The 26,146-nt window shown below is 41.5% G+C and carries 24 protein-coding genes and 1 pseudogene; 11 read left to right on the top strand and 14 right to left on the bottom strand.

What is annotated here, in order from left to right; all coding sequences use genetic code 11:
• Positions 1–199 precede the first annotated feature (199 nt).
• Together V7K69_RS18960 and V7K69_RS18955 are read right to left on the bottom strand one after the other, a co-directional pair.
• Positions 200–1,114 (bottom strand): TauD/TfdA dioxygenase family protein, encoded by a 915-nt coding sequence (locus tag V7K69_RS18960; RefSeq protein WP_335037042.1) that lies wholly within the window; start codon positions 1,112–1,114, stop codon positions 200–202.
• Positions 1,115–1,434: 320 nt separating this feature from the next.
• The gene (locus V7K69_RS18955; protein ID WP_335037040.1) at positions 1,435–2,235 is read right to left on the bottom strand and encodes an SDR family oxidoreductase; all 801 of its coding nucleotides are present in this window, start codon (positions 2,233–2,235) and stop codon (positions 1,435–1,437) included.
• Between the two features lie 260 nt (positions 2,236–2,495).
• Between V7K69_RS18955 and budA the strand changes: the two genes are divergently transcribed.
• Positions 2,496–3,335 carry an acetolactate decarboxylase gene (budA, locus tag V7K69_RS18950; RefSeq protein WP_335037038.1) on the top strand — a complete coding sequence of 280 codons (840 nt, stop codon included), beginning with the start codon at positions 2,496–2,498 and terminating at the stop codon, positions 3,333–3,335.
• Between the two features lie 19 nt (positions 3,336–3,354).
• Positions 3,355–3,756, top strand: a complete 402-nt coding sequence (locus tag V7K69_RS18945; RefSeq protein WP_335037036.1) for a VOC family protein — start codon at positions 3,355–3,357, stop codon at positions 3,754–3,756.
• A gap of 74 nt (positions 3,757–3,830) precedes the next feature.
• Here V7K69_RS18945 and V7K69_RS18940 read toward each other — a convergent pair whose 3' ends face one another.
• From V7K69_RS18940 to V7K69_RS18925, 4 genes are all read right to left on the bottom strand, one after another.
• A complete protein-coding gene (locus tag V7K69_RS18940; RefSeq protein WP_335037034.1) occupies positions 3,831–4,367 on the bottom strand; it encodes a pentapeptide repeat-containing protein in 537 nt (178 codons plus the stop codon).
• Between the two features lie 351 nt (positions 4,368–4,718).
• Entirely contained in the window at positions 4,719–6,044 is a 1,326-nt protein-coding gene (locus tag V7K69_RS18935; RefSeq protein ID WP_335037032.1) for a dihydroorotase, read from the bottom strand.
• 147 nt (positions 6,045–6,191) lie between these two features.
• Positions 6,192–7,544: a histidine phosphatase family protein gene (locus V7K69_RS18930; protein ID WP_335037030.1), complete on the bottom strand. Its 1,353-nt coding sequence runs from the start codon at positions 7,542–7,544 to the stop codon at positions 6,192–6,194.
• A gap of 273 nt (positions 7,545–7,817) precedes the next feature.
• Positions 7,818–8,165 (bottom strand): hypothetical protein, encoded by a 348-nt coding sequence (locus V7K69_RS18925; protein ID WP_335037028.1) that lies wholly within the window; start codon positions 8,163–8,165, stop codon positions 7,818–7,820.
• A 998-nt stretch (positions 8,166–9,163) separates the two neighbouring features.
• On the opposite strand from V7K69_RS18925, the gene V7K69_RS18920 reads away from it, so the two are divergent.
• The gene (locus tag V7K69_RS18920; protein WP_335037026.1) at positions 9,164–9,556 is read left to right on the top strand and encodes a hypothetical protein; all 393 of its coding nucleotides are present in this window, start codon (positions 9,164–9,166) and stop codon (positions 9,554–9,556) included.
• Positions 9,557–9,735: 179 nt separating this feature from the next.
• Here V7K69_RS18920 and V7K69_RS18915 read toward each other — a convergent pair whose 3' ends face one another.
• Complete coding sequence (locus V7K69_RS18915; protein ID WP_335037024.1) at positions 9,736–10,758, bottom strand: isopenicillin N synthase family dioxygenase; 1,023 nt, start codon at positions 10,756–10,758, stop codon at positions 9,736–9,738.
• 449 nt (positions 10,759–11,207) lie between these two features.
• The gene (locus V7K69_RS18910) at positions 11,208–12,716 is read right to left on the bottom strand and encodes a BamA/TamA family outer membrane protein (RefSeq protein WP_335037022.1); all 1,509 of its coding nucleotides are present in this window, start codon (positions 12,714–12,716) and stop codon (positions 11,208–11,210) included.
• Positions 12,717–12,971: 255 nt separating this feature from the next.
• Here V7K69_RS18910 and V7K69_RS18905 point away from each other — a divergent pair, with 255 nt between their 5' ends.
• The 5 genes and pseudogenes from V7K69_RS18905 to V7K69_RS18885 all read left to right on the top strand — a co-directional run bounded on the left by V7K69_RS18905 (position 12,972) and on the right by V7K69_RS18885 (position 15,484).
• On the top strand, positions 12,972–13,439 hold the full coding sequence (locus tag V7K69_RS18905) for a DUF4870 domain-containing protein (RefSeq protein WP_335037020.1): 468 nt from the start codon (positions 12,972–12,974) through the stop codon (positions 13,437–13,439).
• 36 nt (positions 13,440–13,475) lie between these two features.
• On the top strand, positions 13,476–14,573 hold the full coding sequence (locus V7K69_RS18900; RefSeq protein WP_335037053.1) for a Gfo/Idh/MocA family protein: 1,098 nt from the start codon (positions 13,476–13,478) through the stop codon (positions 14,571–14,573).
• A gap of 7 nt (positions 14,574–14,580) precedes the next feature.
• Positions 14,581–14,827, top strand: a pseudogene (locus tag V7K69_RS18895) (HNH endonuclease).
• A gap of 35 nt (positions 14,828–14,862) precedes the next feature.
• Entirely contained in the window at positions 14,863–15,108 is a 246-nt protein-coding gene (locus V7K69_RS18890; RefSeq protein WP_335037018.1) for a hypothetical protein, read from the top strand.
• 241 nt (positions 15,109–15,349) lie between these two features.
• Complete coding sequence (locus V7K69_RS18885; RefSeq protein WP_335037016.1) at positions 15,350–15,484, top strand: hypothetical protein; 135 nt, start codon at positions 15,350–15,352, stop codon at positions 15,482–15,484.
• A gap of 60 nt (positions 15,485–15,544) precedes the next feature.
• Here V7K69_RS18885 and V7K69_RS18880 read toward each other — a convergent pair whose 3' ends face one another.
• The 5 genes from V7K69_RS18880 to V7K69_RS18860 all read right to left on the bottom strand — a co-directional run bounded on the left by V7K69_RS18880 (position 15,545) and on the right by V7K69_RS18860 (position 18,933).
• Positions 15,545–15,751, bottom strand: coding sequence for a hypothetical protein (locus V7K69_RS18880; RefSeq protein ID WP_335037014.1), 207 nt, complete (start codon positions 15,749–15,751; stop codon positions 15,545–15,547).
• Positions 15,748–16,062, bottom strand: coding sequence for a hypothetical protein (locus V7K69_RS18875; protein WP_335037012.1), 315 nt, complete (start codon positions 16,060–16,062; stop codon positions 15,748–15,750). The genes V7K69_RS18880 and V7K69_RS18875 overlap by 4 nt, the downstream gene beginning before the upstream one ends.
• Before the next feature lie 3 nt (positions 16,063–16,065).
• On the bottom strand, positions 16,066–17,220 hold the full coding sequence (locus V7K69_RS18870) for a S8 family peptidase (RefSeq protein ID WP_335037010.1): 1,155 nt from the start codon (positions 17,218–17,220) through the stop codon (positions 16,066–16,068).
• Positions 17,221–18,234 carry a radical SAM protein gene (locus V7K69_RS18865; protein ID WP_335037008.1) on the bottom strand — a complete coding sequence of 338 codons (1,014 nt, stop codon included), beginning with the start codon at positions 18,232–18,234 and terminating at the stop codon, positions 17,221–17,223. It lies immediately after the preceding gene.
• A gap of 411 nt (positions 18,235–18,645) precedes the next feature.
• A complete protein-coding gene (locus tag V7K69_RS18860) occupies positions 18,646–18,933 on the bottom strand; it encodes a hypothetical protein (RefSeq protein WP_335037006.1) in 288 nt (95 codons plus the stop codon).
• A 564-nt stretch (positions 18,934–19,497) separates the two neighbouring features.
• Here V7K69_RS18860 and V7K69_RS18855 point away from each other — a divergent pair.
• Positions 19,498–21,054 (top strand): AAA-like domain-containing protein, encoded by a 1,557-nt coding sequence (locus V7K69_RS18855; RefSeq protein ID WP_335037004.1) that lies wholly within the window; start codon positions 19,498–19,500, stop codon positions 21,052–21,054.
• 298 nt (positions 21,055–21,352) lie between these two features.
• A complete protein-coding gene (locus V7K69_RS18850) occupies positions 21,353–21,601 on the top strand; it encodes a hypothetical protein (RefSeq protein ID WP_335037002.1) in 249 nt (82 codons plus the stop codon).
• Between the two features lie 63 nt (positions 21,602–21,664).
• Here the strand turns inward: V7K69_RS18850 and V7K69_RS18845 are convergent, their stop codons facing one another.
• Positions 21,665–24,409, bottom strand: a complete 2,745-nt coding sequence (locus tag V7K69_RS18845) for a DUF3536 domain-containing protein (protein ID WP_335037000.1) — start codon at positions 24,407–24,409, stop codon at positions 21,665–21,667.
• Positions 24,410–24,939: 530 nt separating this feature from the next.
• Here V7K69_RS18845 and cax point away from each other — a divergent pair.
• Positions 24,940–26,031: a calcium/proton exchanger gene (gene cax / locus V7K69_RS18840; RefSeq protein WP_335036998.1), complete on the top strand. Its 1,092-nt coding sequence runs from the start codon at positions 24,940–24,942 to the stop codon at positions 26,029–26,031.
• Positions 26,032–26,146: the final 115 nt, after the last annotated feature.

The raw sequence follows: 26,146 nt of genomic DNA, 5'->3' as shown, positions 1-26,146 counted from the left end.
AGACTCATTAACGGAGTTCAAAGACTCGTTCACGAGTATCAAAGACTCATCCACAAGTATTAAAGACTCGTTCACGAGTATCAAAGACTTATCCACGAGTATCAAAGACTCATCCACGAGTATTAAAGACTCGTTCACGAGTATCAAAGACTCATCCACGAGTATTAAAGACTCATCCCCTATTCCCAATGCCCAAGTATTACGCAGCCACCGCCTCACGTCGGTTGTAATCAGAAGCATCTCCTTTGATGGCCTCACTTTGCTTACCATCGATACCAACGGGGAGATCGCCGACAATTGTCACGCGTTGAACGTGGCGGGGCTGGTTGCCGTAATCTGCGATCGCATAATGTTGAGTAGCCCGGTTATCCCAAAAGGCTACGTCACCAACTTGCCAACGCCAACGCACTGTGTTTTCAGGACGTGTTACGTATGCTTGTAACAGGCGCAGAATATCATCTGATTCAGTTTTTGATAAGCCACGGAATTGGCGCACAAATCCGCCGATGAATAGTCCCCGCTCTCCAGATTCGGGATGGATGCGTACAACTGGGTGCAGAGTCTCGTATACAGTCGAGGTAAAGACAGCTCTGTGAGCTTTGACATCTTCAGGTAAGTCGAATCCAGTTGCATAATCGTAGGCGTTGCTGTGTACTGCCCAAAGTTGGTCTGCAAGATTACGCAAATGAGTAGGTAAATCTTGGTAAGCAGTCATGGAGTTTGCCCAGATTGTATCGCCACCAGTCGGCGGAATGTCAAGCGCTCGTAAGATAGAGCCGAGAGGAGGACGGTCTACAAATGTTACATCGGTATGCCAGTTATTGGCGCGGGAAGTAGTGCGGCCATAATTCAGGTCTAAGACTTCTGGGTTTTCTGGCAGCGATGGTACAGTGGGGTGGGCTGTGGTAACTTCACCGAAACGACGAGCGAAGGCTACCTGTCCATCAGCATCAAGTTGTTGCTGATCGCGGAAAAAGATCACTTTGTGTTTGACTAGAGTCTTGCGAATATCGCTGATGATGGCATCACTGAGGTTAGAACTTAGATTAACACCAATAATTTCAGCACCGATACGTCCTGCAACTGGTTTGATATCAAAGTATTGAGAACCCATGTTTTTATCTCCAATAAATTTATGTTTGGGACTAGCCTTTTCAAGTTGGGTGAAAATTTGCTTACAAGAAACTCCTCTTTAACCTCTTAACTCTGTATCGCGCCAGTTGCTTCAAGTCGGGGAACCCGCCCAACGCACTGGCTTCTCTGTGCCTCTGTGGTTAAAGAAAAGATTTTTAACCGCAGAGATGCAAAGGCGCAGAGAGAAAAAAGAGATTTTACAAGTCACCTTGAAAGGAATAATGTTTTTACTTAGGTCGTCAGCAATTATTCAATTTTGGATTGAAGGAAAATCTGCTGATTTCTAATTCCTTTCATCTGCTAAATACCAGGAGTAGAGCCGCCATCAACGATAATCTCTGTTCCTGTAATCGATGCAGCTAGATCCGACACCAAAAATAACGCTAACGCGGCAATTTCTTCTGGTTGGGCGATTCTTTTTAAAGGAATACTTTGGATGTTTTGTGCCTTCACTTGCTCGACGGTGATGCCTTGCGCTTGAGCGTTTTGTAGAGCTAAAGTCTCAGCACGCTCTGTAGCTGTAGCACCGGGCGATATGGCATTAATGCGAATCTTGTACTCGGCTAACTCTTTAGAAATGCCCTTTGTAAAGTTGAGTAGAGCCGCATTGCTTGTACCACCAGCTAGGAAGTTAGGGCGAGGTGTACGTCCTGCACCGCCAACTATATTGACAATCCGTCCATCACCGCGACTTTTTTGATGGGGGACGACGGCTCTAACTAAGCGGATGTAGCCCAATAATTTTAAGTTCCAAGCATCCAAGAATAAATCATCGGTGGATTCAAGGAAAGATCCAGCACGGGCTGATCCAGCATTGTTAATCAAGATATCAATCTGATTAAACTGGGCTAATGTTGTGGAGACAACTTTCTCAACATCCTCTGCTTTCGTTAAATCAGCGCTGATGGCAATAACTTTCGCGCCTGGCGTGGGTAGGGACTGGATGGCGGCTACTGCATTTTCTAGTCTTTCTTGACTGCGGGCTGCGATCGCAACATTTACACCTTCACTATAAAGGGCTTTGGCAGTAGCTAACCCAATTCCTGCACTTCCTCCTGTAACAATCGCGGTTTTACCTGATAGTTTTAGTTCTAAACTCATACAAATTTACCTATCCCTGTAACTAGATTAATTAACGGAATTTTGTTAACTACGGCAAAACAGTAGGTTTACAGTATTTTATTAACGTAAGAAGGAAATTATCACAGACAGCCAGAATAATCAAGCACCTTGCAAAAAGATTTGTTGCATCAATGCTTACATCTATTGCTGTGTTGTAAGCTAGTCCCTGTCAACCTCCACCTTCTAACTGGCTATATGACTAGCCGCTCTCCAACTGTCTCTAGATTTTGCTAAATAGTATGGGGAAATTCAAAATTAAAAACTTTTATATTTTTGAACCGATGAAACTTAAGCGTTATTTCTGGATAACTATTTTAACTATTACTGCATTATTATTTGCTATTCTACCCGCTAGAACTCAGCAACATACATCATCAAATGCCCTTTTTCAAGCATCAACAATTAGCGCTCTTGCAGTGGGAGTTTTTGACGGCAATATTAATTTTCAGCAGTTGAAAAAACACGGTGATTTTGGTTTGGGGACAGTAAATGCTCTGGATGGAGAAATGGTTGGATTAGATGGCAAATTTTACCAGATAAAAGCTGATGGAGTTGCTTCTGTTATTCCTGATTCAATGACAAGCCCTTTTGCTACAGTCACCTTTTTTCAACCAGAAACATTAATTAATCTAGAAGGGCGAATGAATTATAAACAATTGCAGCAATCTTTAGATCAGCGATTACCAACTAAAAATTATCCTTATGCAATTCGTATCCAAGGTAATTTTCCTTATCTAAAATTTAGAATTCCTCCTAAACAAACTCCGCCTTATCGTTCTTTAGCTGAAGCACTAAAAGAACAATTAATTTTTGAATTAAGGAATATTAATGGCACTTTAGTCGGTTTTCGCACACCCGAATATATGCAAGGAGTAAATGTTAATGGCTATCACTTTCATTTCATCGCTGCAAATCACACAACTGGAGGGCATATCTTAGATGGACAATTTCAAAATGCTAAAATAGAAATTGATCCTCTATCAAACGTTGAGATAAATTTGCCCAAGAGTGCTGAATTTGTCCAAGCTAATTTGGGAGATAACAAACCTGTTGAAGTCAAAAGAGTTGAACGTAAGTAAATATTTTTGAATAAAAGCTATGTCACTACCAGAAACTATTGCAAAACAAACGGATGCCCGCCCACCTGTGGCGATTGGTCATGTAAGGTTATATGTGAGTAATGTACCAGAGGCTAGCGATTTTTTCGTCAAAATAGGACTGCGGTTGATTACCCAATCAGAACAATTAGCTGTTTTGGAATTACGGGGAGGAACGCACTTAGTTTTGAGAACAAGTTTAGAGGCGATCGCACCTAGAATCAATGCACCTTTTGATCTGATGGTAGATGATGTTGTCGCCACCAGAGATACTTTTAAAAAATGGGGACTGACTGTTTCTGAAATCGAAACAGGCAGAATCCACAGTTCATTTACCTTAACTGGGCCGGATAGCTATTTATTGACGGTGACTTCTTCACATACAGGCGGTAGAGAAGTTTAACAATCAAAGAGAAAGGTCTTAGCCGTCACAATTGGGTGTAGGATGCCTAGGTTGGACTATGCCAACGCACCATCTTAGCGACGCAACCCAATTACCCGCTCTAAGTCTGCTCCTGTAAAAATTGCATTGGTAACATTAGCATTGGTCAAATTTGCATCTTCTAGATCAGCTTTCGTAAAATTAGCTTTGCTGAGGTTTGCTCCTGTTAAATTTGCCTTTCCTAAGTCTGCATCAGTTAAATCAGCGCCACTCAGGTTAGCATTACTCAGATTAGTTTCATCTAAGTCAGCGTCAATTAGGATGGCATTACTTAGATCGACTCCGTTGAGGTCGGCTTTATCTAGGTTCGCGCCTCGGAGGTTACAGCCTTGACATTTTCTGGTGGATAGAAGCTGTTGAACTGGATCGGTTGTCGCAGTTACAAGACTGGAAGGGGTTGGAACACTCTCTGAATTTTGCTGATTTGTTTGTAGAGGTGTAGTTGGAACGGGGGCTAGATTTGGTTCTGCCGCTTGTGGTTGTTCCGCTTTAGAACATCCCATTACCACTCCTGCTGCTAATATAGCGATCGCAGCTAGACTAATTTTTTTCTTTACAGCTACAGAATTCAATTTTCACTCAACCTCTTCTACTTTACATCAATTCTTAATTTAGCAATTCAGGCAGTAATGCCAATCTATCTTAAGTTTAAAAAAATGATAATTTAGCTTGTCAGTTCTGGATTAGATCACAAGATGAAAATATAATCTCACTGACTCTGTTTAGAATCACTAAAATCCGGTCGTATCGAACTACTTTTTGATAGATTACAAATGCAAATTATTTTGCATTTACAGCAGTTTGCAGTTAAATGAGGTACAGAACAAAGGATTCACAAATCAAATTATTCTTCTCCCTCCTGCCTCCTGCCTCCTGCCTCAAAACCAGTGACTTTGTACCTCATGCAAAAGAAAACTGCTGTATTAACACCAGGTTTGCACAACATGACCCTTCAACTCTTGTCCTAACCAAGGTGTATTTTGTGAAAGTGTATAAAGACTTTTTCGTTCAACTTTCCAGATTTTCTGAGGGTCAAATAAAGTAAGTTCTGCTGGTTGATGAGGTACGATTGCACTCACTTCTTGCCCCAAACATTTTGCTGGACGGGTACTTAATGCCCGCCATAATTCTAAAGCTGTAAATTCCTCAGTTTCAACCAGATATTGCCACAACAAAGGTAATGCTAACTCTAAACCAATTGCTCCTGGAGGGGCTTCAGCAAAGGCTTGGACTTTTTCTTCGTAGCTGTAGGGTGTGTGATCGATAGCGATCGCATCGATCACACCCGCACGTACTCCTGCACGTAACGCCGCAACATCACGCGGATTTCCTAAAGGCGGGTCTAAATGCAAGCTAGTGTGATAACTCTTAACTGCTTTTGTATCAAGTAAAAGGTGCATCCAGGTGGTGCTGGCGGTGATGGGTAAACCAGCAGCTTTGGCTGAGGCGATTAATTCCACGCTGCGAGATGTGGAGACGCGCATGATGTGGACTGGTGTACCGATCGCTGCAACCAATTCAAGCATTGCTGCGATCGCAGTAGTTTCTGCGCTGGCGGGTATTGGGGGTAAACCGAAACGGAGGGCATCTGCCCCTTCTCTCATTACACCATTTGCAGTTAACTGGCGATCGCTCGGCCAAAATGCGACTGGTTTGCCTAAAGGCTGGAGATACTCTAACACTCGCCGCACCAGCGCCAAATTTTCCAAGGGCTTACCATCACTAAAACCAACAACTCCAGCAGACGCTAAATCTGCTAATTCTGTCATTTGGTTTCCAGCAACATCTAGGGTGATAGCACCCCAGATATAAAGCAGGGGGAGAGGAGAAGATAAGGGAGAGGGGGGAGACAAGGGAGAGAGGGGAGACAAGGGAGAAAAATTGCTTCTTTGTCCCCCTTGTCCCCCTTTTCTCTGCTGCAACTGGGCCACAAGTGCAGGGTTATCAATAGCTGGGGATGTATCGGGTAAAATGCTAACTCTGGTAAAGCCGCCAGCAGTAGCAGCTTGTAAAAAAGACAGCAGGGTTTCCCGTTCTTCAAATCCTGGTTCACCGGAGTGGCTGTATAAATCCACTAACCCAGGCCCGAGAACTAATCCCTGACAATCTCTAATTTGAGTATTGGGATGAATATCAGCAATGTGCGAAGCCACTTCTTTGATATAACCATCAGCAATCAGCACATCAAAGAGTTCGTCTATTTCAGAAACTGGGTCAATCACCCGTACTTTTTGCAGCAGTTCAGTCATAAAACTTTTTAGTTAGGAGTTAAGAATAAAGTTAGGAATTAGGAGTTATCAGTTATTTGTTCCTCGCTCATCATTTTTAACTTTATTCATCACTCATAATTTTTCACTCCTAACTTTATTCCTCACTCCTCACTCTTTACTCAGCACTCACAACGCTCCTGCTGCTGTTTTATCTAGTACGCCTCCACCAAAGTGAGTGGTGATGTTCATCGCTTGCAATACTGGTAAACCATCGATTCCAGAAGGATAGTCGATAACGCTGACTGCGCCATTACCCTGGCGGAAATTCCAGAAATTTTCTAGCGATAAACCCAGAATGTGACAAAGTAAAGTTTTATTTGTAGCGTCATGAGCTACTACTAATACAGTTTTGAATTGATTGGTTAATGCTGCTTCTACAATTGATTGCCAAGTTGCAACGCTGCGTTCCCAAACCTCTTGTAAATTTTCCCCTTCAGGCATTTGTACTTGGGCGGGTACTAAGCGCCAACGCTGCAACTCTCCGGGAAACTCTTGTTCTATTTCTGTTTCTAATTTTCCTTCCCAGAGTCCATGACTGATTTCTCTTAAACCATCTTGCAAGTCTAACTTTACATTAGGATGCTGTTTTAAGATAATCTCGGCTGTTTCTTTCGGGCGCAGCATAGTGCTACTTACTGCAAAATCAATTGCTACCTCTTGGAGAAATTCGCCTGCTTTTTGCGACTGTTGTCTACCGTTGTCATTGAGGGGGACATCAATTTGTCCTTGAAACCGGGTTTGGCGATTCCAGTCGGTTTCGCCGTGACGCACCAGTAACAACCTGACTCCTTGATGATCTGGTCGCAATGAGGGTAAAGTTTCTCCTGTATGTTGCGTCTGATTTAAAGATTCTAGCTGGACTGGTTCGCCCAATCCCCCAGCAAAATTAAGTACACTGATGCCACAGTTAGATTGCTGTATGGAATGGTAGCGACTTGCAGGGATTCCCAAAGCTGTGCTAATTAGGGCGCGATTAATGCCGTTATGTCCAACTATGAGAATAGTTTCGCCTTGATGCTGAGACAAAGTTTCTTGCCAAAATTGTCGCGCTTGTTCGTATAAAGCAAGAACAGGAAAATGTTCTCTTGTTCCCTGTGCATCATTTAACAGCATCCGCAGTTTGTCTGGGCGTTGATGCCAAGTGCGGTAATCTTCGGCAAATTTTTGCTTAACCTCAGCAGTTAGCAGTGCTTCCCATAAAGGAAGGTCGATTTCTAGTAGCAAATCAGAAACTTGAATTACAGGAGATTGTTCGGAATGAGTAGCTAACTCACTATGAATAATATCTGCTGTGTGTTTTGCTCGTTGCAGGGGACTGCTATAAATAGCATTAAATAAAATATTGCTGAGGGCTTTGCCAGCAATACTTGCATCGTTACGACCTTTCTCGGTTAATGTTGACGCATCAGTGCGTCCCTGAATACGCCGCTCGGTGTTATAACCACTTTGACCGTGGCGCACAATGATGACACGAGTCATCTCAAAGCCCTCCTGTATCTAGACGATTAATTTTACTGCAAAATGATTGCAGAATTACCGGCTCAGGAAAGCGGATTTAGTTAAAAGAGTAGTTAGGAATTGCAACTATACAGGCAAAACCCACTTCTGTGGATTTTAAACCCTCAATTATTTCCTTCATCAGCCACGCCTGTAGGGTGTGTTATGCCGTAGGCTAACGCACCGTAAATTGTTAATGGTGCGTTGCGCTATGCTACAACACACCCTACATGAGAGCGTCAACTTTACACTTGATTATTCTCTCCCTAAATCTAACTGTACTTGCAATCCATCGTTGTCATTGCCAGATTGAGCGGGTGTTAAGAAAACAGAAGTGTCTGGCTGTGATAATGTCTCGTTAAAGTGGATTTTGACTGGAGTTCTATCTCTTCTATTATTAGAGATTGTTGCTGGATTAGTTTGCTCAAAAAACTTTCCAAAGTCATCTTGGGCTGTTCTATTATCAATTCCGACTAGAGAATCACCAGTGGACTTGTATTGTCCTGAATTTAAGCTGGATGCTGGTAACTGTGCGTACACCTGGCTTCCTAAGCTTGCAAAAGCTGTGGTAATTCCCAACAAAGCAATAATTTTGGCGTTCATTTTTTTGTCCAAATTATCTTCAATATTGCTTGTCTTTATTCTCTGGGAAAATTATTTTAATTAAATCTATCGTTAGGTTCTACTACAATAATTGTATTGCGTATACACTTGGCTCGTCAATTATTTCTGCTTTATGTTGGGTAAAATAAACAGACAAATATTCACCAAGCTATAGGACTAATGTTTGATTTCTGAAAAAGCTCGGTAAAGATCGAAAAGCCTAATCCCTTACTCCCTACTCCCTACTCCCCACCCACGTAGATAATTTCAAAAATCAAATACGATTCCTATATAACGTTGCTATTTTTTGAGATAGTGTGATTATCTAGTTTTGTTTCCTAGCGATCGCAGTTTATTAAGGTGATTTACAAAAATCAATATACTGGTGCTATTAGTTTTGACTTCTCTGCAAGACGCTACGCAACACTACTAACTAATTTAAATATTTGTTACCTTAGTTAAGGTAAATTTAGTTATTACCACTGAGTTGTTTTCCAGGTAAATTGTGTAGATATGCAGAATTTTGTGTCTTTTTGTGTTGCGCTAAGAGACTCCAAGAAATAAATTATCCAAATAAACGAACCACAGAGACACAGAGAACACAGAGGGAGACAGAGATAGAGAAAATTATTTACGTTAGTTTTGGGATATTGTTTTATTTTGAAGTCCCTAAGTTCTGTCGTTATGACACTAAGTTCTGTGGTCGTGACATTAAATTTTGTCGTTATGACACTAAGTTCTGTGGTCATGACATTAAATTCTGTCGTTATGACACTAAGTTCTGTGGTCATGACATTAAATTCTGTCTTTACCACACGATAATTTGATTACTCCGCTTAACACCAAGGCAATAGAATTTGCCAAGTCTTAAGGGTAATTACTAATTAAATTCTAAAAATAAAGTAGAAAAAAACACAATAATTTGCGAATTTTGCTGAACCGAAATACAGCTTTAATAGGTCAAGCTATCTTTATAACCCTTTCAAAGGAGTATATCGATGTCCCGCAGAAAACGTACATCTCGTGTTTTAGAAAAAGCGGAGTTAAGAGTTTCTGGACTCAAAGCAATTGATCCCAGTATGGATTTTGGGGATGGGCGCAACTTGGCAAACATAACACAACTAATTGAGCAATATCGTACCAAAATAGATGCTTATAATACTGCTCTAGCCGTGATTGATTCTTCTAGAACCGAGATGGAAGAATTGGACAAAATTTTAGGTGATCTCACGGAAAAAATGCTCATTGGAGTTGCTTTTAAATATGGCAAAGATAGCCGGGAATATGAAATGGCGGGTGCTGTTCGTAAAAGCGATCGCATTCGCAAAAGCATAGCAACACGCTTAAAAGGCACAGACGAATCAAGCAGTGAAAACCCTAAAACAGCGTAATAAGCTAAAAACTGGAGTTTAAACTAAACTCCAGAAATTTGCAAGTTGAAATATGATTATTTATCGTTTCAATCCCTAATAGGGATTTTGATGAATTGCAATCAATACCATACTTTCTTGGCAACAATGACAGGAACCTAAGCAAAAGGGATTCAGCAAAAAAGAAATGGCTTAAAACCCTATAATACTGTTCGCCGCAATTCTGGAAAAACCTTAGACACCTTATTCAACACATAATTACCATAAGTTCCGCGAAAATCATGGATGTTAACGTTATCCCAGCGATCGCCTATATTATCATTTGCCACTATATTATCTAATTCAATGGGCTTCACTTCTACATCGAAATTGGGGTCAAAAAAGAAGGGAAACGAAAGGCGATGATTATGGGACTGGTTTTGCACCCGATGAGGTGTAGAACGATAAAAACCACCCGTCATCTTATCTAGCATATCGCCAATGTTACAGACAAAGGAACCAGGAACGGGAGGCGCAGCAACCCAACCTGATTTGGATTTAACTTGTAATCCGCCTGAGTCGTCCTGTTTGAGAATAGTTAAAATGCCATAATCAGTATGTTCGCCAACACCCCATATCAGATTACCATCTGACGGTGATAAATTAGGAGGATAGTTGAAGATGCGAAACAACACTAAAGGATCTGAAGTATAACGGTCAGCAAAGTAGGATTCTTCTAATCCCAAACTTAGGGCTATACCAGTCATAAGAGTATGCCCCAAGGTTGTCATCGCCTCCATATATTCAAGTACTGTTTCGCCAAATTGGGGGATGTTGGCGGGGAAGAGGTTTGAACCATGTATAGGAGTACCAGCTTGCACTAGTGGGTGTTCGTCTGGGAGTTCAGCGCCAAAGTAAATACCTTCTTTCAAGTCAGGTTTACCGGATGTCAGTTCGCCACCAACGGGGAAATAACCTCGCCATGCAATACCAGCCAAAACCATACGAATTTTAAGTTTAGTTTCCAAATCCTGGGCAAAAAACTGGCGGCTGAGTTCTTCGAGTCGCTGCTGCAAATTTTCGTCTACACCATGTCCGATAATATAGAAAAACCCCGATTCTCGACACGCTTGCCTAATCTGAGATGCGACGGAATAGAGATTTTCTTTTCCAGAAACTAAGGCGCTAATATCAATAATCGGGAGAGATGAAAACTCTGTCTCCACAACTTGCAAGTCTTTCATGTTCAGCTTGGCAATATATATTCTTGGTTCTAGACTATCTACGACTTCTACTTAGCATCCAAGTTGATATAGGACTATGATTTAATTTCTGAAAAAATCTAAGTAGTATGTAGGGTGTGTTATGGCGTAGCCTAACGCACCTAAACCTTTGGGCGGTGCGTTACGCCAAAGGCTAACGCACCCTACGTATATTTCAATAATCAAATATGAGTCCTATACTTAGCAATTTTATCAAACAGAATTCAGGAGTCAAAATTTAGAATTGATTCTGGCCGCTAAATTCAGGATAGCTAGATTCTTCAAGAAAATTAATTGTGAGGATAAAAAATGGGCGCAGCAAAATTAATAGAAATAAAAGACGGGGATTTATCGCGTCTTTGTGATGATTTATCGCACTATCAAAAAACCTTAACCGAGCCGTATTGAGAGCAGTAGTATAGTTTAATTATTTAAAATCGCTGACCTGTAGTAACTTCAAATCTAACTTCTCCTTGATCGCTAATTCCTAAGTCGCCTCGAATTAGCCCAAAAGGTGAATTCAAGCGCAATCCTAAGCCGTAACCAAAGCCGCTTCCAGGTTTGTCTCGTAAGACTCCTGGTTCTCCTAACACGGTTTCGCTAGACCCGAAATCTGAGGCAAAGTCAGTAAAGACAACTCCACCAACTGATTGAAAAATTGGGAACCGATATTCCACGGAAGCTAACCCATAACTCCGACCACTGGCAACTTTACCATAACCGTAACCTCTGACAGAATCTATTCCACCAATATTAAAAGCATCGGCTGGTGGGAAGTCTCCAATAGTTGTACCAATTTGTAAATTAATCGCCAACATTTCTGGATTATCAGTTGGTCTACCATTACCTATCCAACTAACTGGGAAATACTGAATATAGTCTCCCCGTAAGCGGTTGCTGGAAATATTCCCCAATCCAATGGGAATCGCTTGTTCTGTACTGAAGGTGAGGATTGATCCTTGAGTGGGATTGTCTCGGCGATCGCGTTGATCTCTGGATACGGCAAATGATACTGTAAATAAGTCATCAATTCCAGTACCGCTCACAGATAGAGGACTCCCTAATCTATCGACCTGGACAACGTTATAGTCTCGATCGCGTAGGCTAATTCTGGTATAGTTGAGAGCCACAGATGTATCCCATTCATCAAAAGCTCGTAAAAGCGCCACAGAACCACCAAATCTTCCTTCTCGCACTTTATCACCGTTAGCCAATCTGATGTCTTCGTTGAAGGTTCCCGATGTATTGCGATTACGAAAACCTCTAACGCTATAACCTAAGCGGTTTGGCTCTTCTGAACGATAACGGCTAGTGAATTGACCATCAAATTGGACATCTTTAGTGCTAAACTGCAAAACTGTATCTAATTGATCGTTTAGACCACTAACATTTTCATCTTTATAACCCACCCGACCGTATAGCCCAACGTCATCGTTATTACCGCCTCCTAAGATGAGAGCAGGGAAGCTACGCTCTTTGATTGCATAAATGAGATTAACACTAGAAGCATCTTCTTTAGGGTAAACATTGACTTGATTAAATGACTCTAATCTCCTCAATCGTTGCAAGTCTGCTTGTAGTAAATCTTCACGGAATACCTGACCTGGTTTGAGTCTCAGCAAACCAATGATAAAATCTTTTTGAGTTCGCCCTTTGATTGGCAGACCTTTATCATTAATAAAACGAATCTGGATATCTTTGACAATTTTTTGGGAAATTTCCAGCGTCTGGCTATCTCCTAAACTAACTCCTATATAATCACCATATTTGGCATACTCTCCCTCTATCTGGATCGTAGCTTCTGGTGTCACAATCCTACTAGCCCCATCTTGAGTAGATGGTTGCGAGTCTGCAAGGGCCTCTAGATTTTTACCACCCACTAACATTACTGCGATGCCTACGGCAGCAAGCAACCCAACTACAGTTATTTGAACTCGCATATTGAAAATCCGTTAGTGTTATTAAGTTTACAGCATAGAGCGGATCTCTTGTGCGTAAGTTCTATATTAACCTTGCTACTGAGTATTCCAAAATTTGGTTGCTTGTTTCGCCAGTACTCAGTATAAACTGTCAGACTGTTTTCAAATTGCGATGACCTGACGGAGAAATACTCAGGTTTTAAGCTCGTATTTGGCTTTTTTGTAGATAATTAGAGTGGATAATTATCTGGTAAATCCACCTACACATAAAAAGCCATGAGACAAAAACCTAAACAACAAATGCGTATATGGGCAGTGTTGTGTCATTTATCGGCTTTGTTGGGATGGATATTATTGTTTTTTTTAGTATTTATTGGCATTCCTTTATATTTACCTTTAAATCTTTTAGCTCCCCTGATTATTTGGCACTTTAAAAAATCACAATATCCTTGGATTGATTTTCAAGGTAAAGAATCTTTAAATTTTCAATTTTCTTTAACATTGTATACATTGATTGTCATAGTAATATCTTTAGTTTTTTTGTTAACTAGCTTTGGTCTGGCGATAATTAATAATGGTTCATCCAATGAAATAAAAAATATTTTAGACGGCTTGTTAATTGTACTGATGTCATTAATTTTATTCAAACTCATACTACAATCATTTGTAGTGACTTTTGCATCTGTAAAAGCTTACAAGGGTGAGTATTATCGTTACCCTTTTACAATTAGAGTTTTACGATAAAGAGTAAATTGTATAAGTATGGGAGAAAATGATGATATGGTTAGGATTGCGATCGCAGGCACTGGATTTGGTCAAAAAGTCCACATCCCTGGATTCCAAGCACATCCTCAAACTGAGGTAGTTGCTGTCTATCATCGAGATATAAATAAAGCTAAAGCTATAGCAGAATCCCATAATATTCCTCACGCCTCTGATTCCCTGGCTGATATTGTGGCATTACCAGAAGTAGAAGCAGTCAGTATCTCTACACCGCCATTTTTGCACTATGAAATGGCAAAAACTGTACTGCAAGCTGGAAAACATTTATTACTAGAAAAACCGACAACTTTAAATGCAGTTGAGGCGAAAGAACTTTATCAGTTAGCTAAAGCAAAAAGCGTCATTGCAACTGTAGATTTTGAATTTCGCTTTGTACCAGCATGGCAGTTGTTTGCAGAATTATTATCAGAAAACTATGTGGGTGAGTTGCGCCTAATTAAAATTGATTGGTTAGGTTCTTCTCGTGCTGATACCTCACGCCCTTGGAATTGGTATTCTGACAAAGATAAAGGAGGCGGTGCATTAGGATCTTTAGGTTCTCACGCCTTCGATTATATTCACTGGTTATTCGGGCCAGTGCGTAGATTAAATGCCTATTTGAGTACTGCGATTCCTACACGAGTTGACCCGATTACAGGGGAATCTAAGGCAGTGAATACAGATGACAACTGTATATTAACCTTGGAATTAGCGAATGGTACACCTTGCCAACTTTCTATCAGTGCGGTTGTTCATGCAGCAAGAACTCATTGGGTAGAAGTATATGGCGATCGCGGTACATTAATTGTAGGCAGTGAAAATCAAAAAGATTACATACACGGTTTTCGGGTTTGGGGTTCCCAGCCAGGTAAACCGCTAACGGAAATAGAAATACCGAATCGGTTAATTTTTCCCAAAAATTATGCTGATGGTCGCATTTCGGCATTTATCCGCGTAGTAGACCAATGGGTGCAGGGAATTGAACGCAATCAGGAAATTACACCATCGCTACGAGAAGGAATTTATTCTCAGTTGTTGATGGATTTATCCCATGAATCTCATACAAAAGCAAGTTGGGTAGATGTACCTAGCTTGGAAGATTTTCTTAGCAACTAGAGAGAAAATGAGCAAAACTCCCCGGATTCGTATCCCCCCAGAAGTCAAGAAATATGTTTTTGAACGTGACAAATATCAATGCCAAAGCTGCGGTAAAACTACTACAGAAACTCACCTCAGCATTGACCATATCATTCCCCTTTCCCGTGGTGGTCAAAATGAATATCAGCAATTTACAAACTCTCTGTCTTACCTGCAATCAGCAGAAAACAGATAATATTGACCCCCGCTTCCGGCGATATTTTCAGCATTAGGCTACAATAGTGTGGGCTATTCGTTTCTTATTTCTATGGCTCAAAATCACAATAGCAATTCCCGAAGATTCCCCAATATTAAAACTACAATTCTTTACCTCTTCACCTTCATGACTGTTTTAGTCATAGCCTTTCCCTGGCTATATGAGGTTAAAACTAAAGCTGGGATCAATATATCACAGAGCCGCCACGCAGGAACCTTTTTTGAGAAACATACATTTGGACTCTTCAGGTGTGAGTGGCTTTATCCTTACCATTGCGATCGCTCTCAAGTCAAGTAAATAAAGTTACAGCAGAATTCAGGAGTTAGAATTCTGAAGTAAAACAGGGTGCATTACCTGGACTTGAGACGAATCGTTGTGTACTTCACTAACTTAAAATTCACTGTAAAAAGAAAGGGGATATTATCCCCTTTTCTTTGTGTAAGATTTTTATTCAAAAATTGACCACGTTTCCAGTCTTTAGCCCTACAGTGTATACACAAGTACTTCTCACCCCCAGGGCAAACGCATCTAAATATTGATGAGCATAGATAAAAGTAGGACTTTTAAGACATTTCCTGCAAGATTAGCGATCGCACTCTTGAGAACAGACATTGTACGCTCATCAACCTTCATAGATGGTGCGATGTCTACGACGGGCTACGCCTACGCTTGACTTTTAACACAGTCGCTACAAGAGCAGCGATGGGCGAGAAGCCCCGTCGTAGATATCGCACTAATCTGGTTGAGCTTCTATCGTCACGGTAATCGCATTCTCTCCTAAGAATCCCCCTTTGCTACCTGATATTTCAATCAGTTTCCATGCAATGCGTTGATCTGATACGTCGCCCCTCAAAGCATCTAACGCTTTATTAGTAGCTTCCAGAAGAGCAGATTGAAAATCCCCCTCTTTGGATGTTCCTTGAAAATTTTGAATCTTCATAGCTCGAACTTATTGATATTTGTTGATGCGTGAATTCTGATACCTTTTAAGTTGTTTGGTATTTGCTCTAGCTTATACTCGGTTTCGATAGACATTACTACGGGTAGGTCAATACCGCTTGGTGGTTCAGCAACAAGATCGAAGTCGTATATTCCATCAGGTGGTGGCTGCTCAAAACTATGTGGCACAAGTTCGGGATTTTTCCATCCACTAGATGTGACATTTCCAGACGCTTTTATGCTAAGTGCGGATCTACTGTCCTCTAAAATAACTGATATATCTTGAACTTCAAGGATTTTCTCTTTAGCCATTTTTTATAGAGACTGAAGTTGTGTGAGAATTTTATCTACAGAAAGTAACCCCTTCCCGAAAAACTCATCAGGCCCGGGTTGACCAGCATCAACAATGGCATTGTCAATAATCTGTTTTGTTAAAGTTTTCTCATTGGCAAGACTTTTCATACGAATATAGGAGAGGATGTTAGCTGCAATACCAGCCATATGAGGGGTTGCCATTGAGGTTCCGGTGTGACTCTCATATTTACCTTTCTCTGGAGAGCATGAGATTATTTCTACTCCCGGACTAGCAAGGTATGGCACCAAAATATTCTTTTTGCCTGAAAAGAAAGAGGTATCTGGCCAATCAATAATTCCACCACTACTATCCTCCCAAATATTCTGCTGCTTGTTGTAAGCACCAACACTGATTAGTCCTTCTAAAGGGTAATTACCTGGTGAAAAGGTACGTTGCCTGCCCGGAGATGTATGGGAGTTGCCTGATGCTACGAATACGAGCGCTCCTCCCTGAACTAATTTAAACATTGCATCAGCCCAATCATCATGAAGTCCTTGATACTCCAATGACAGAGAAACTATGTCACACTGTTTTTCATGAAACCACTCCAACGCTTTGCTCACACTCAGTGTTGACGTAATCGAACCACTGAATATTTTGGCAAAATATAGTTCTATATCGGGCGATACCCCCCGACTCATGCCATCTGGTTCGACACCACAGAGAATACCCGCACAATGGGTGCCATGCCAACCTGCGTCTTGAGGAGGTTTCTGTGAAATTTCTCCAGTTTCGATATTGATGTCAATAAATTCCTTCAAATTCAAAGAGGCAAAACAGTCATGTTCTCGAAACATACCTGTATCAGCCATACCGACTTTTACAGATTGTCCTCTTGCCCCTAGTTTCCAAAATTCCTGAACGCTAAGATTTTCAGCCCCCCAATTAGCTTGTCGTTCGACAAAAGCTGCTGGACTAATATCTTGCAGTTCGGTTAATGTGAAGAATTGATTCTCCATAACAGTATTTATTTGAAAACCGCGAGAGCGAATTTCGTCAAGTTTCTGTAAGGAGTCCGCATAGAATATTTGGGAATTGCTGAGATGTGAAAGGGAATTATCAGATATTGATTCTGAGGCTTCAATTTCTCTCTTATTACCACGAACAATATACATTTATTTGCTACTCTCTATTTTTTTGTTATGGTTTAAAGATTCCCACGGGCAGGCTAATGTTTTCAAGTCCAAGTTTTCTAGCCCTTTTATCCAAGGCTTCAACTTTTCCTGAAAAAGACATAGTTTACCATCTTCTCGGATATAACCTATGTCATTTCTTTCATCATTAAGAGCAACTGTACACTTAGCAATATGACCATTGGCACGGATAGCAAGGGAGTTTGGCTTAGACGCATAGCAGATGTACTGATTGTCCTGATTGTTCAGAGAATCAATTTGGCGAGAATCAGCAACACAATTCTTTAGATATGCTTCTATGTTTGTTTTTTCTATGGGAGACAGTGCTTCGATATCCTCATCATTCTCTCCCCCAAGCCGTTCTACAGACTTGAAATGAAATTGAAATCTTAAATCTCCACCAAAGTTGTCATTAAGAATGTCAATTAAGCTCTTTAGTTCAATATAAGTAGATTTTTGGTAATGAATACGAAGACGAACTGTAAACTCAGCCTCAATTTCTTTCAGAGCCAAAAGATTTGACATGATGACATCAAAACTTCCCTTGCCATTACTTAACACTCTAGTAGTGTCATGTAATTGAGCATCTCCATCTAGAGAAATCTGATACAGGGAAATTCCATAATTTATTAGTTCTTCCGCAACCTGCTTAGTAAGAAAGTAGCCATTAGTCGTTAAATTTGCAGCATAATTTAAATCTGGATTTTGCTCTTGTAATGAAAGAATCGTTTCTGATATTTCAAATATCACATCCTTAGCAAGCAAAGGCTCTCCACCAAACCAACTTATTTCCAACAATTTTAATGTTTTATAGCGATGGTGAAGTAAATTTTTGATACCCGACACTATCTCTGGCTTCATTCTTCCTATTTTAAAATCTTCATAGCAATAAGTACATCGGAAGTTACAGTGTTCAGTTGAGAAGAGAATAAGATTTAGATAGGAAGGGTTTAGTGAAACAATAATATTCTCAAGAGTTTCGCTTTTGATATCCATTTATTGCAGTTCCATTTGAGTAGTGACATAGATATTTAAGAACAAAAGATATAGTGCTCTGATGCTAATGAAGTACATCAGAAGTAGGGGCGATAAGGCAGTTATGCGTGTCAACTTAAGGTGAAATCCATATCCCGCAAGTAACTGGAGTTCCTTGCTCATAGCAAAAGTCATCTTTGAGATGACTATAAAATTGTCCAAAATCCTGAGTCTACTTTAGTAGACTTTCGCTATTAGCCAGAGAATTCATTCTCTCTGGCTGGCTTAAGTTGACACCAATGTACGGCAGTTCGCCCCTACTCTGATGTACTACACCAGATCAAGAACTGCTATATAGAGACTTCAAGTTTGAATTGGCGGAATCAATTTTTGGCGTTCGCGCAGACTAAGTGGAAGGAGGTTTAAACGGGATCAGTTATAGACGTTACATCCACAGTTGTTTCCCGCTATCCGAACTGGATTTACTATGTATGCTTTAACTTTCTCTAGCAAATCATCATTTTTAATGATAACTGTTCCATAATCATCTATACTGATTTGGCTCAAATCAATGCTCGCAACAGAAGACTTTAACCGCTCAAGTGTCGCTTGCGGATTGCTTATTAAAGCATTGATAAGAGCTGTATTCTTGATTGATACCTCCATCTCCCCTTTAGTTGAGAGACTTACATCATCATAGGTTAGATTCTCAAATGCCATTTTGCTTGACTCCTTGTTTAGGTTTTATTTGTATTTCAACAAAGCCAAATGCCCACCGTTAAAGTGAAAAGACGCGATCGCACTTCCCTTTGTTCAGTAACCTCTGGCTTACTTGTTATTCATTATTCAGATTTCCTGCTGTCAGAACCACCAAAGTTTACAACTTTAAGAAAAAAGTTAAGGATTCATCACCAGCAATTTCCCAAAGCCAGTCCCTATATCGGTTTCAGTTACCGAAAATTTAAGAATCTCGCAACCATTAGTTAACGTCGTTCTTAACTTTGGAAAAAACCCCAAGCTAATAATTATGCTTACGTTTATCTTTCCCATAGAAAATTTCAATTCAAAACTTATATATTTATGTATTTAGAAGTATTTAAAATATAGGCTTTATATGAATTTGTCAACGATAGGCGCGTTCAAAATAAACTTTCTGGAATTGCATTATTAAGATTTGTAACTATTCTGCGTAAACTTGTAAAGTACATAAGTAATAACAATATCCACCTATTACTAATAAGCAGATTAATAAGCACATTTTTACACTTGGATTTACAGTTGAAAATGCAATTACAATCAAAAAATCATCTACGGCGACGGGGTGCGACTCTAACTGCTCAAGGCTTTAAGAAACTCAATCAAGCAAAAGCTGAGGTAGAAATTCAGCAAAACTTTAAGCGATACACTCTCGAAGACCTCAGTGAAAAAACAGGTTTAACCCCAAATACCCTCAGCAAGGTCTTTAATGCCTCAACTGGAGTCGATAAGCGAACCTTGGAGTGCTGCTTCAATGCCTTTAATCTAACTTTGTTAAAAGACGATTATCTCTACCTGGAGTCAGATAAAGACAATATTGCCGAGATTAGCTCGATGTCCATGAATGAAACCATCTGTCCTATCGAATCAGTTTGCAACTATTGCAGTAATTCCCCTCAAACCCACAAAATGGAACGATTCCCGAAGGGACGGCAGAGCCGAACGCCAGACAATCTGCAACGTCGTCCCCCAACCGTACCAGGAGGGCAGATGCTCCTGGATTCAGTCTTTTACATTGACCGTCCCATCCTCGAATCCCTCTGTTACGAAGCGATCCAGGAACCTGGTGCGCTGGTCAATATCCGTGCCCCCAAGCAAATGGGCAAAACCTCCCTAATGAACCGCATCCTGGCTTACGCTAACTCTCTGGGCGATCGCGTTCGCGTAAGCGTGTCCCCTTGGGACTCAGCGCTGCTGCGTTCGCAAAGCGTCTCGCACAGAAGCGCAGATCGCACTGTTTCTGTGAACTTGCAACTTGCCGACGACGAGATTTTACAGAACCTAGAACGCTTCCTACAATGGTTCTGTGTCAGAGTCAGCAAGCAGTTAGACTTGCCAGATGCTGCGATCGCTAATTTTTGGGATAACTCCTTAGGTAGCAAATCAAATGCCACTGATTATTTCGAGAATGTGATTTTATCTCCAAGGGAGAATCGCTCCCTGGTGATTGCCATCGATGAACTCAACGAGCTTTTTGCTTACCCGGACATTGCTCGTGAATTTCTCCTACTTTTGCGAACCTGGTCTGAGCGAGCCAAAGAAAGCGATGCAGACATTAATCCTTGGCACAAGCTGCGACTGGTGACGGTTCATTCTACTGAAATCCTGATGCCTCCCTCGATCAATCCCTCACTGTTGAATACTGGGCTGGTTATTGAGTTACCTGATTTTACCCCGGCTCAGGTGCAGGAATTGGCAAATCGGTGGGGAGAGGAAATGACGGTGCAACAAATTGAGCAATTGATTACCCTTTTGGGAGGACATCCCTATCGCTTGCAGTTGGCTTTTTATTACCTTCAGCAACAAACAGTAACCCTGGAAGAACTGTTAGAAAATTCTGCATTCACCACCACCATCTATGCAGAGCATCTAGAACAACAATGGTGGAACCTGCAAGGCTATCCTGATTTATTGCCATCGTTTACAGAAATCGTCAGGCAATCAAATCTTGTATATTGTGGGGCGGTGCAAGCCTCTCAGTTGTATAAGATGGGGTTGATACATTCGCATAGTGAAATGTCAAGTCTCGCCTGTGAGTTATTTCGGCCATTTTTTGGCGATCGCCTGTTGCAAATCAACAATTAGGGGTAATTTAATGTTTGCAGGTCGATGCAATTACATTGTCAAGGATAATGGGAAGTCTCACCTGGGAGTTATTTCGTCCGTTTTTTGGCGATCATTCAGCACCCAGGAGTCAGAATTCAGAATTTATAAGGAGTTTAGTCTGATTTGGATATCCATTAATTAAATATCTCTCTGATTCTTTAACTATTCTGACTTCTGTTAGCGGATAGCTAAGGTTTAGCCCATTCTGCCTCCTTAATTCTTATATATTATCGTCCATTCTGATTGAAGTATCACTTATCAATTTGGAGATATATCAATGAATAAAAAACCTCATGAACAGAGCAATTCTGAGGGTAGGCAAGAACTTCAGGATAATGAAGAATCTTTCCGACTTCAACAAGACATCTCCAAAAAAGAATGTAGAGACGCGTTAGCGAAGCGGGACGAAGTACAATTTCGCGTCTCTACAAGGGTTCTGAATAACGCATATTTAATTTCTGGAGATGTCTACAAGAAGAGAGAGGACTGGAAACAGGCAAACGTAGCGCTACGTTTACCTGTTTAACATTCATTACCAAGATGTGTGTACACTAAGTTGATACTAATGTAGCTCTGTGAATCCCTACATCTATCCCAACTGATTTGAGATCGCACTAACATCAACGGCTAACTTCTTGCCCAACTTGAGCAACTGAAGACACTGATTATCTCCTTCATTGCCAACGCTAGTAATACACACCGGCGCTATTTGACTGTGCAGACAACTAAAATAGAGTTCCTGCGATCGCTGTAGGGAAACATCAATATTTAGTTGATCCCCGACATCAATCAATCGCTCCAATAGTTGGATATCTGCATTAAAGCTACCATTGGCATCGTACAACAATTGCCAGAGCGATCGCGCAATTAACTGTTCTAACATCTGCTTACCATCGGGAATATTTAGCCGACAACGCAGATGTTTTGCTTCAGTCGCGATCGCCTCCAATTCTAAGATGTGACTCCAACTCTTGTGGGGATCGGCAATATCTTGCTCCAGCGATCGCAATGTCATCAGACAGCGATGCCCTAAAGCAATATCGGCTGCTACCTGCAACTCTTGTGGTACTGCGATTTCATCTCGATGAAACGCCATCAGCACCCCATAATTATCACGATATGCTTGGGTATACAACTGCCCTAAACGTGTCAGTGTTTCCTGACTAAGCAGCCCCATAATCCGGTGGCGTTCTTCAGCAAATAGATTCTGTAAACTGAAAGCTTCTTCGCCAAATAGCTGTGTCATCGCCAAAATAGTATGGGCCGCACTAGCTTGTTTTAGTGCCCCAAACAGCTTTTCTTTTAACTGGCTGTAGTCACGCCGCCCAGTAAATTGTTGAATGCAGCAGTGGAAATCCCAGCCTCCTAAATGGAGAACTGCAAATACCAAATGCTCACTTTCCCAAGTAATCTCTGATACCAGCTTTAAATTTCCTACAGCCAGAGTTAGCGATCCCATCCGTTGCAGTTGGTAGTCTAGCTCATTCGCAGCGTAGCAATAAACTTTTTTGTGGTAACGCTGAGACTGTTTGTCAGCCACATCTTTTCTAGGCAAAGAATTGTGCGTCTGTGCTGGTTTCTGATTAGTAAATAGGGAAGTAATGGCGTAATGGGCTGCTACTTGCTTAAAGCCAAGTTGGGCAGTTAACACGAGTTGCCGATAAATTTCTGCACCGTGTTTGAACTGATCCACATTACTAGGGGCTAAACCAAGACGCTTCACAAAGCCTTTTTCTAACTGCACACCAGCCACATCCCCTGCCAATTCCAAAGCACGGGCGGCATAGCGCAGAATTTGCGTCCCCTCTGGACGGGAAATTTCTTCAAAAAACCAACCGCAACTTGTGAACATTAACAAAGCGTGACGCTGCATTTCCAATAGGCGCAGAGCGTCTACTTGTTCGGCTGCTGTTAGTTTGTGGGTTTGATGACGGGCTAAGAAACGGTTGACATTTGCAGCAGAGCGATCGCGCATTACTTGGATATATTCATCCCGTGTTTGCCAGGGATCACGAAATAACTGTCTACCATGTTCCTGATACACATCAGTTAGCTGATCTCGCAGCCAATTTAGAGCATCCCGCAAGGGACGACGCCATTTCTGATGCCAAACACCACCTTCCCCACCGCAACCACAGTCATCTTCCCATCTGCCGACACCGTGGGCGCAACTCCAGGCTGTGACAGACTTTAATTCCACTTCCCAACTGGGAGAATTTAAGCTCAGGTAGTGGGCAAAGTTCGTTACTGTCCAACCCTGTTGAGGAAACTCTTTAGTAAAGGCGTAGGCTAAAGTTTTCTCTGTTCCCTTCTTGTGATGTCCAAAGGTTTCCCCATCCGTCGCCACAGAAATCAACTGTGCCAGACGATGATCCCCACGCACTGCTGAACCGATACGTCCAGCAAAGTGACTGGAGTTATAAACCACATCACTAAAACCCATATCCCGCGATATCGGGCCATCGTAGAAGAAAATATCAATGTAAGGGGGGGAGTGGGGAGTGGGGAGTGGGGAGTGGTTACTATCTCCCAATTCCCTACTGCCTTCCTTGATCGCACTCAGAGGTGAAGATGAAGTATCGAGTGTGGGCTTCAAATAACAACGATAGGGACGGGTAGAATCAATCTGACTACCGCCGACTTCGATCCATTCAGGATGGGGATGATCTGGAGTGGGGAGGGGACGGCAACGCAATGCTTGAGATGGTGCAAGGACAATGAAGCGAATACCCTCAGCAACAAGAGCTTCTAGGGTGGCGTAGTCTACAGCAGTTTCCGCTAACCACATCCCTTCGGGATCACGCCCAAAGCGGGAGCGGAAGTCTTCTTTACCCCAGCGAATTTGGGTATATTTGTCGCGTTCATTCGCCAGAGGCATGATGATGTGATTGTATACTTGCGCGATCGCATTACCGTGACCATATAAGCGATCGCTACTCTTGGCATCCGCCTCTAAAATTCGCTGATAAACCTCCACATCGTAGCGTTCTAGCCACGACATCAGCGTTGGCCCGATATTAAAACTGAAATACTCGTAATTATTGACGATCCCCACCACTTCACCTTGGTCATTTAAGACTCTGGCAAAGGCGTTTGGACGATAGCATTCCCAATGAATCCGCTCATTCCAATCATGGAAAGGTGCAGCGCTCGGTTGGCGTTCAATTGCGTCCAGATAAGGGTTTTCCCTTGGTGGCTGGTAAAAATGACCATGCACCGTCACATAAACACCATTAGCCTTTCTCAGGGGATCAGTCTCTTTGGTGTTATTGGGATCTGAATGTAATGTTAACGTTGAGCCAGAGCTAGCTGGCATTTCAGCAGCAGAAGTCATGTATATTTATCCAAAACAAAAAACTTGCAGTTGCACCGAAAAGATTGTGCGTAAACCTTTCTCCAATAGTTTGAACACAAAATCCGGTATAAACAACAACTATAAAATCCAACTAAATTTTCGACAAGGCGGTTTCATTTTAGTGGGAAATCTGCGTTATCGCACAGCCCTTTCCCTGAAGGCTTAAAATAATCAGCCATTGAACAAAGCCTCAGTTAGGGGTTTTTTCTTCTTCAGCGTCAATCAAAATTTTAATTGTCTTTTAATAATTAAACCCCATTTTTGATGTAAAATTCTGGCTCAAATTCATAGTTTTGCAACAAAAGATTACAATAACTCATCATATCGCAATTTTACTTTACACAACATTCGCAGCGGTAAACGGAAAACAGTACAATCTCTGAATTGTTCTATAGGCGGTTGAGAGTACCATATCGGAGTGCTGAGTGAAAGTAATTGTTAATTCAACACTCCAAATTTGAAACTTAGGATTGCTCGCTGTGAATGATACCCTCAACCCAAAACAACAAATGTCAACCAAAAACATTATTCTTTTTGCTTTACTACTGTTTATCCCGGTTTCTATAGCAGCTCACTTTCTGGAATGGGGAGAATTGATAGTTTTCATTACAGCTGGATTAGCAATTCTGCCCTTAGCAGCTTGGATGGGTACAGCCACAGAAGAAATTGCTGTTGTAGTGGGGCCATCATTAGGGGGCTTGTTAAACGCCACCTTTGGTAATGCAACAGAACTAATCATCGCCCTAGTAGCGCTGAATGCTGGGTTAATAGATGTCGTTAAAGCCAGTATCACAGGATCGATTATTAGCAACTTACTACTGGTGATGGGTTTTTCCATGCTTTTGGGAGGATTGCGCTACAAAGAACAGACATTTCAGCCAATTGTGGCGCGGGTGAATGCTGCTTCGATGAATTTGGCAGTGATTGCCATTTTGATGCCAACAGCGATGAATTATACCTCTCAAGGAATTAACGAAGAAACAGTGCAAAATCTTTCTATTGCTGTTGCTGTAGTGTTAATCCTGGTTTATGCCCTCACGCTGCTATTTTCGATGAAAACCCACTCTTATCTATATGATGTGGGTGTAGCGGAGACAGAAGAAGAGGAAACCCCTCATCCTAAACCAAATATGATGTTATGGGTTGGCGTACTGCTAGTATGCACCTTACTAGTGGCACTTGAGTCAGAAATGCTAGTAGATTCTCTGGAAGTAGCCACATCTCAGCTAGGTTTGACGGCGCTGTTTACAGGGGTAATTTTGGTTCCCATCGTCGGTAACGCGGCTGAACACGCCACAGCAGTCACCGTGGCGATGAAAGATAAGATGGATCTTTCCCTTTCGGTAGCTGTGGGATCGAGTATGCAGATTGCCCTATTTGTCGCGCCCGTGTTGGTAATAGCAGGGCGGATATTGGGTAAACCAATGGATTTAGATTTCAAACCCTTTGAATTAGTAGCTGTGGTTGTGTCAGTGTTGATTGCAAACAGCATTAGTTCTGATGGTAAATCCAATTGGCTCGAAGGCACTTTGTTATTAGCTGCCTATACAGTGTTGGGGTTCGCCTTCTACTTCCATCCAGTTATGGAAGGTATGGGGTAGTTTAGCAGTGCCGCAGCTACGCCTGTCGTAGAGATCACACTTGATGATTTTAGATTTTAGATTTTAGATTCTTTTGGTAATTGTTCCTCCACACGTTTAATCCAAAATTTAAAAT

Origin of the sequence: Nostoc sp. (genome assembly GCF_036917775.1) — a bacterium.
GTDB lineage: Bacteria > Cyanobacteriota > Cyanobacteriia > Cyanobacteriales > Nostocaceae > Nostoc.
The sequence above is the reverse complement of the archived record's forward strand: the minus strand, read 5'-3'. Positions and strand labels throughout refer to the sequence as shown.

Excerpts from the sequence above, each read along its gene's own strand:
- V7K69_RS18865 (WP_335037008.1), bottom strand. The coding sequence starts at position 18,234 with ATGGATATCAAAAGCGAAACTCTTGAGAATATTATTGTTTCACTAAAC.
- V7K69_RS18905 (WP_335037020.1), top strand. The coding sequence starts at position 12,972 with ATGAGACAAAAACCTAAACAACAAATGCGTATATGGGCAGTGTTGTGT.
- V7K69_RS18850 (WP_335037002.1), top strand. The coding sequence starts at position 21,353 with ATGAATAAAAAACCTCATGAACAGAGCAATTCTGAGGGTAGGCAAGAA.
- V7K69_RS18860 (WP_335037006.1), bottom strand. The coding sequence starts at position 18,933 with ATGGCATTTGAGAATCTAACCTATGATGATGTAAGTCTCTCAACTAAA.
- V7K69_RS18870 (WP_335037010.1), bottom strand. The coding sequence starts at position 17,220 with ATGTATATTGTTCGTGGTAATAAGAGAGAAATTGAAGCCTCAGAATCA.
- cax (WP_335036998.1), top strand. The coding sequence starts at position 24,940 with ATGTCAACCAAAAACATTATTCTTTTTGCTTTACTACTGTTTATCCCG.
- V7K69_RS18900 (WP_335037053.1), top strand. The coding sequence starts at position 13,476 with ATGGTTAGGATTGCGATCGCAGGCACTGGATTTGGTCAAAAAGTCCAC.
- V7K69_RS18935 (WP_335037032.1), bottom strand. The coding sequence starts at position 6,044 with ATGACTGAACTGCTGCAAAAAGTACGGGTGATTGACCCAGTTTCTGAA.
- V7K69_RS18890 (WP_335037018.1), top strand. The coding sequence starts at position 14,863 with ATGGCTCAAAATCACAATAGCAATTCCCGAAGATTCCCCAATATTAAA.
- budA (WP_335037038.1), top strand. The coding sequence starts at position 2,496 with ATGGGGAAATTCAAAATTAAAAACTTTTATATTTTTGAACCGATGAAA.
- V7K69_RS18910 (WP_335037022.1), bottom strand. The coding sequence starts at position 12,716 with ATGCGAGTTCAAATAACTGTAGTTGGGTTGCTTGCTGCCGTAGGCATC.
- V7K69_RS18925 (WP_335037028.1), bottom strand. The coding sequence starts at position 8,165 with ATGAACGCCAAAATTATTGCTTTGTTGGGAATTACCACAGCTTTTGCA.
- V7K69_RS18845 (WP_335037000.1), bottom strand. The coding sequence starts at position 24,409 with ATGACTTCTGCTGCTGAAATGCCAGCTAGCTCTGGCTCAACGTTAACA.
- V7K69_RS18945 (WP_335037036.1), top strand. The coding sequence starts at position 3,355 with ATGTCACTACCAGAAACTATTGCAAAACAAACGGATGCCCGCCCACCT.
- V7K69_RS18930 (WP_335037030.1), bottom strand. The coding sequence starts at position 7,544 with ATGACTCGTGTCATCATTGTGCGCCACGGTCAAAGTGGTTATAACACC.
- V7K69_RS18960 (WP_335037042.1), bottom strand. The coding sequence starts at position 1,114 with ATGGGTTCTCAATACTTTGATATCAAACCAGTTGCAGGACGTATCGGT.
- V7K69_RS18855 (WP_335037004.1), top strand. The coding sequence starts at position 19,498 with ATGCAATTACAATCAAAAAATCATCTACGGCGACGGGGTGCGACTCTA.
- V7K69_RS18920 (WP_335037026.1), top strand. The coding sequence starts at position 9,164 with ATGTCCCGCAGAAAACGTACATCTCGTGTTTTAGAAAAAGCGGAGTTA.
- V7K69_RS18885 (WP_335037016.1), top strand. The coding sequence starts at position 15,350 with ATGAGCATAGATAAAAGTAGGACTTTTAAGACATTTCCTGCAAGATTA.
- V7K69_RS18955 (WP_335037040.1), bottom strand. The coding sequence starts at position 2,235 with ATGAGTTTAGAACTAAAACTATCAGGTAAAACCGCGATTGTTACAGGA.
- V7K69_RS18875 (WP_335037012.1), bottom strand. The coding sequence starts at position 16,062 with ATGGCTAAAGAGAAAATCCTTGAAGTTCAAGATATATCAGTTATTTTA.
- V7K69_RS18880 (WP_335037014.1), bottom strand. The coding sequence starts at position 15,751 with ATGAAGATTCAAAATTTTCAAGGAACATCCAAAGAGGGGGATTTTCAA.
- V7K69_RS18915 (WP_335037024.1), bottom strand. The coding sequence starts at position 10,758 with ATGAAAGACTTGCAAGTTGTGGAGACAGAGTTTTCATCTCTCCCGATT.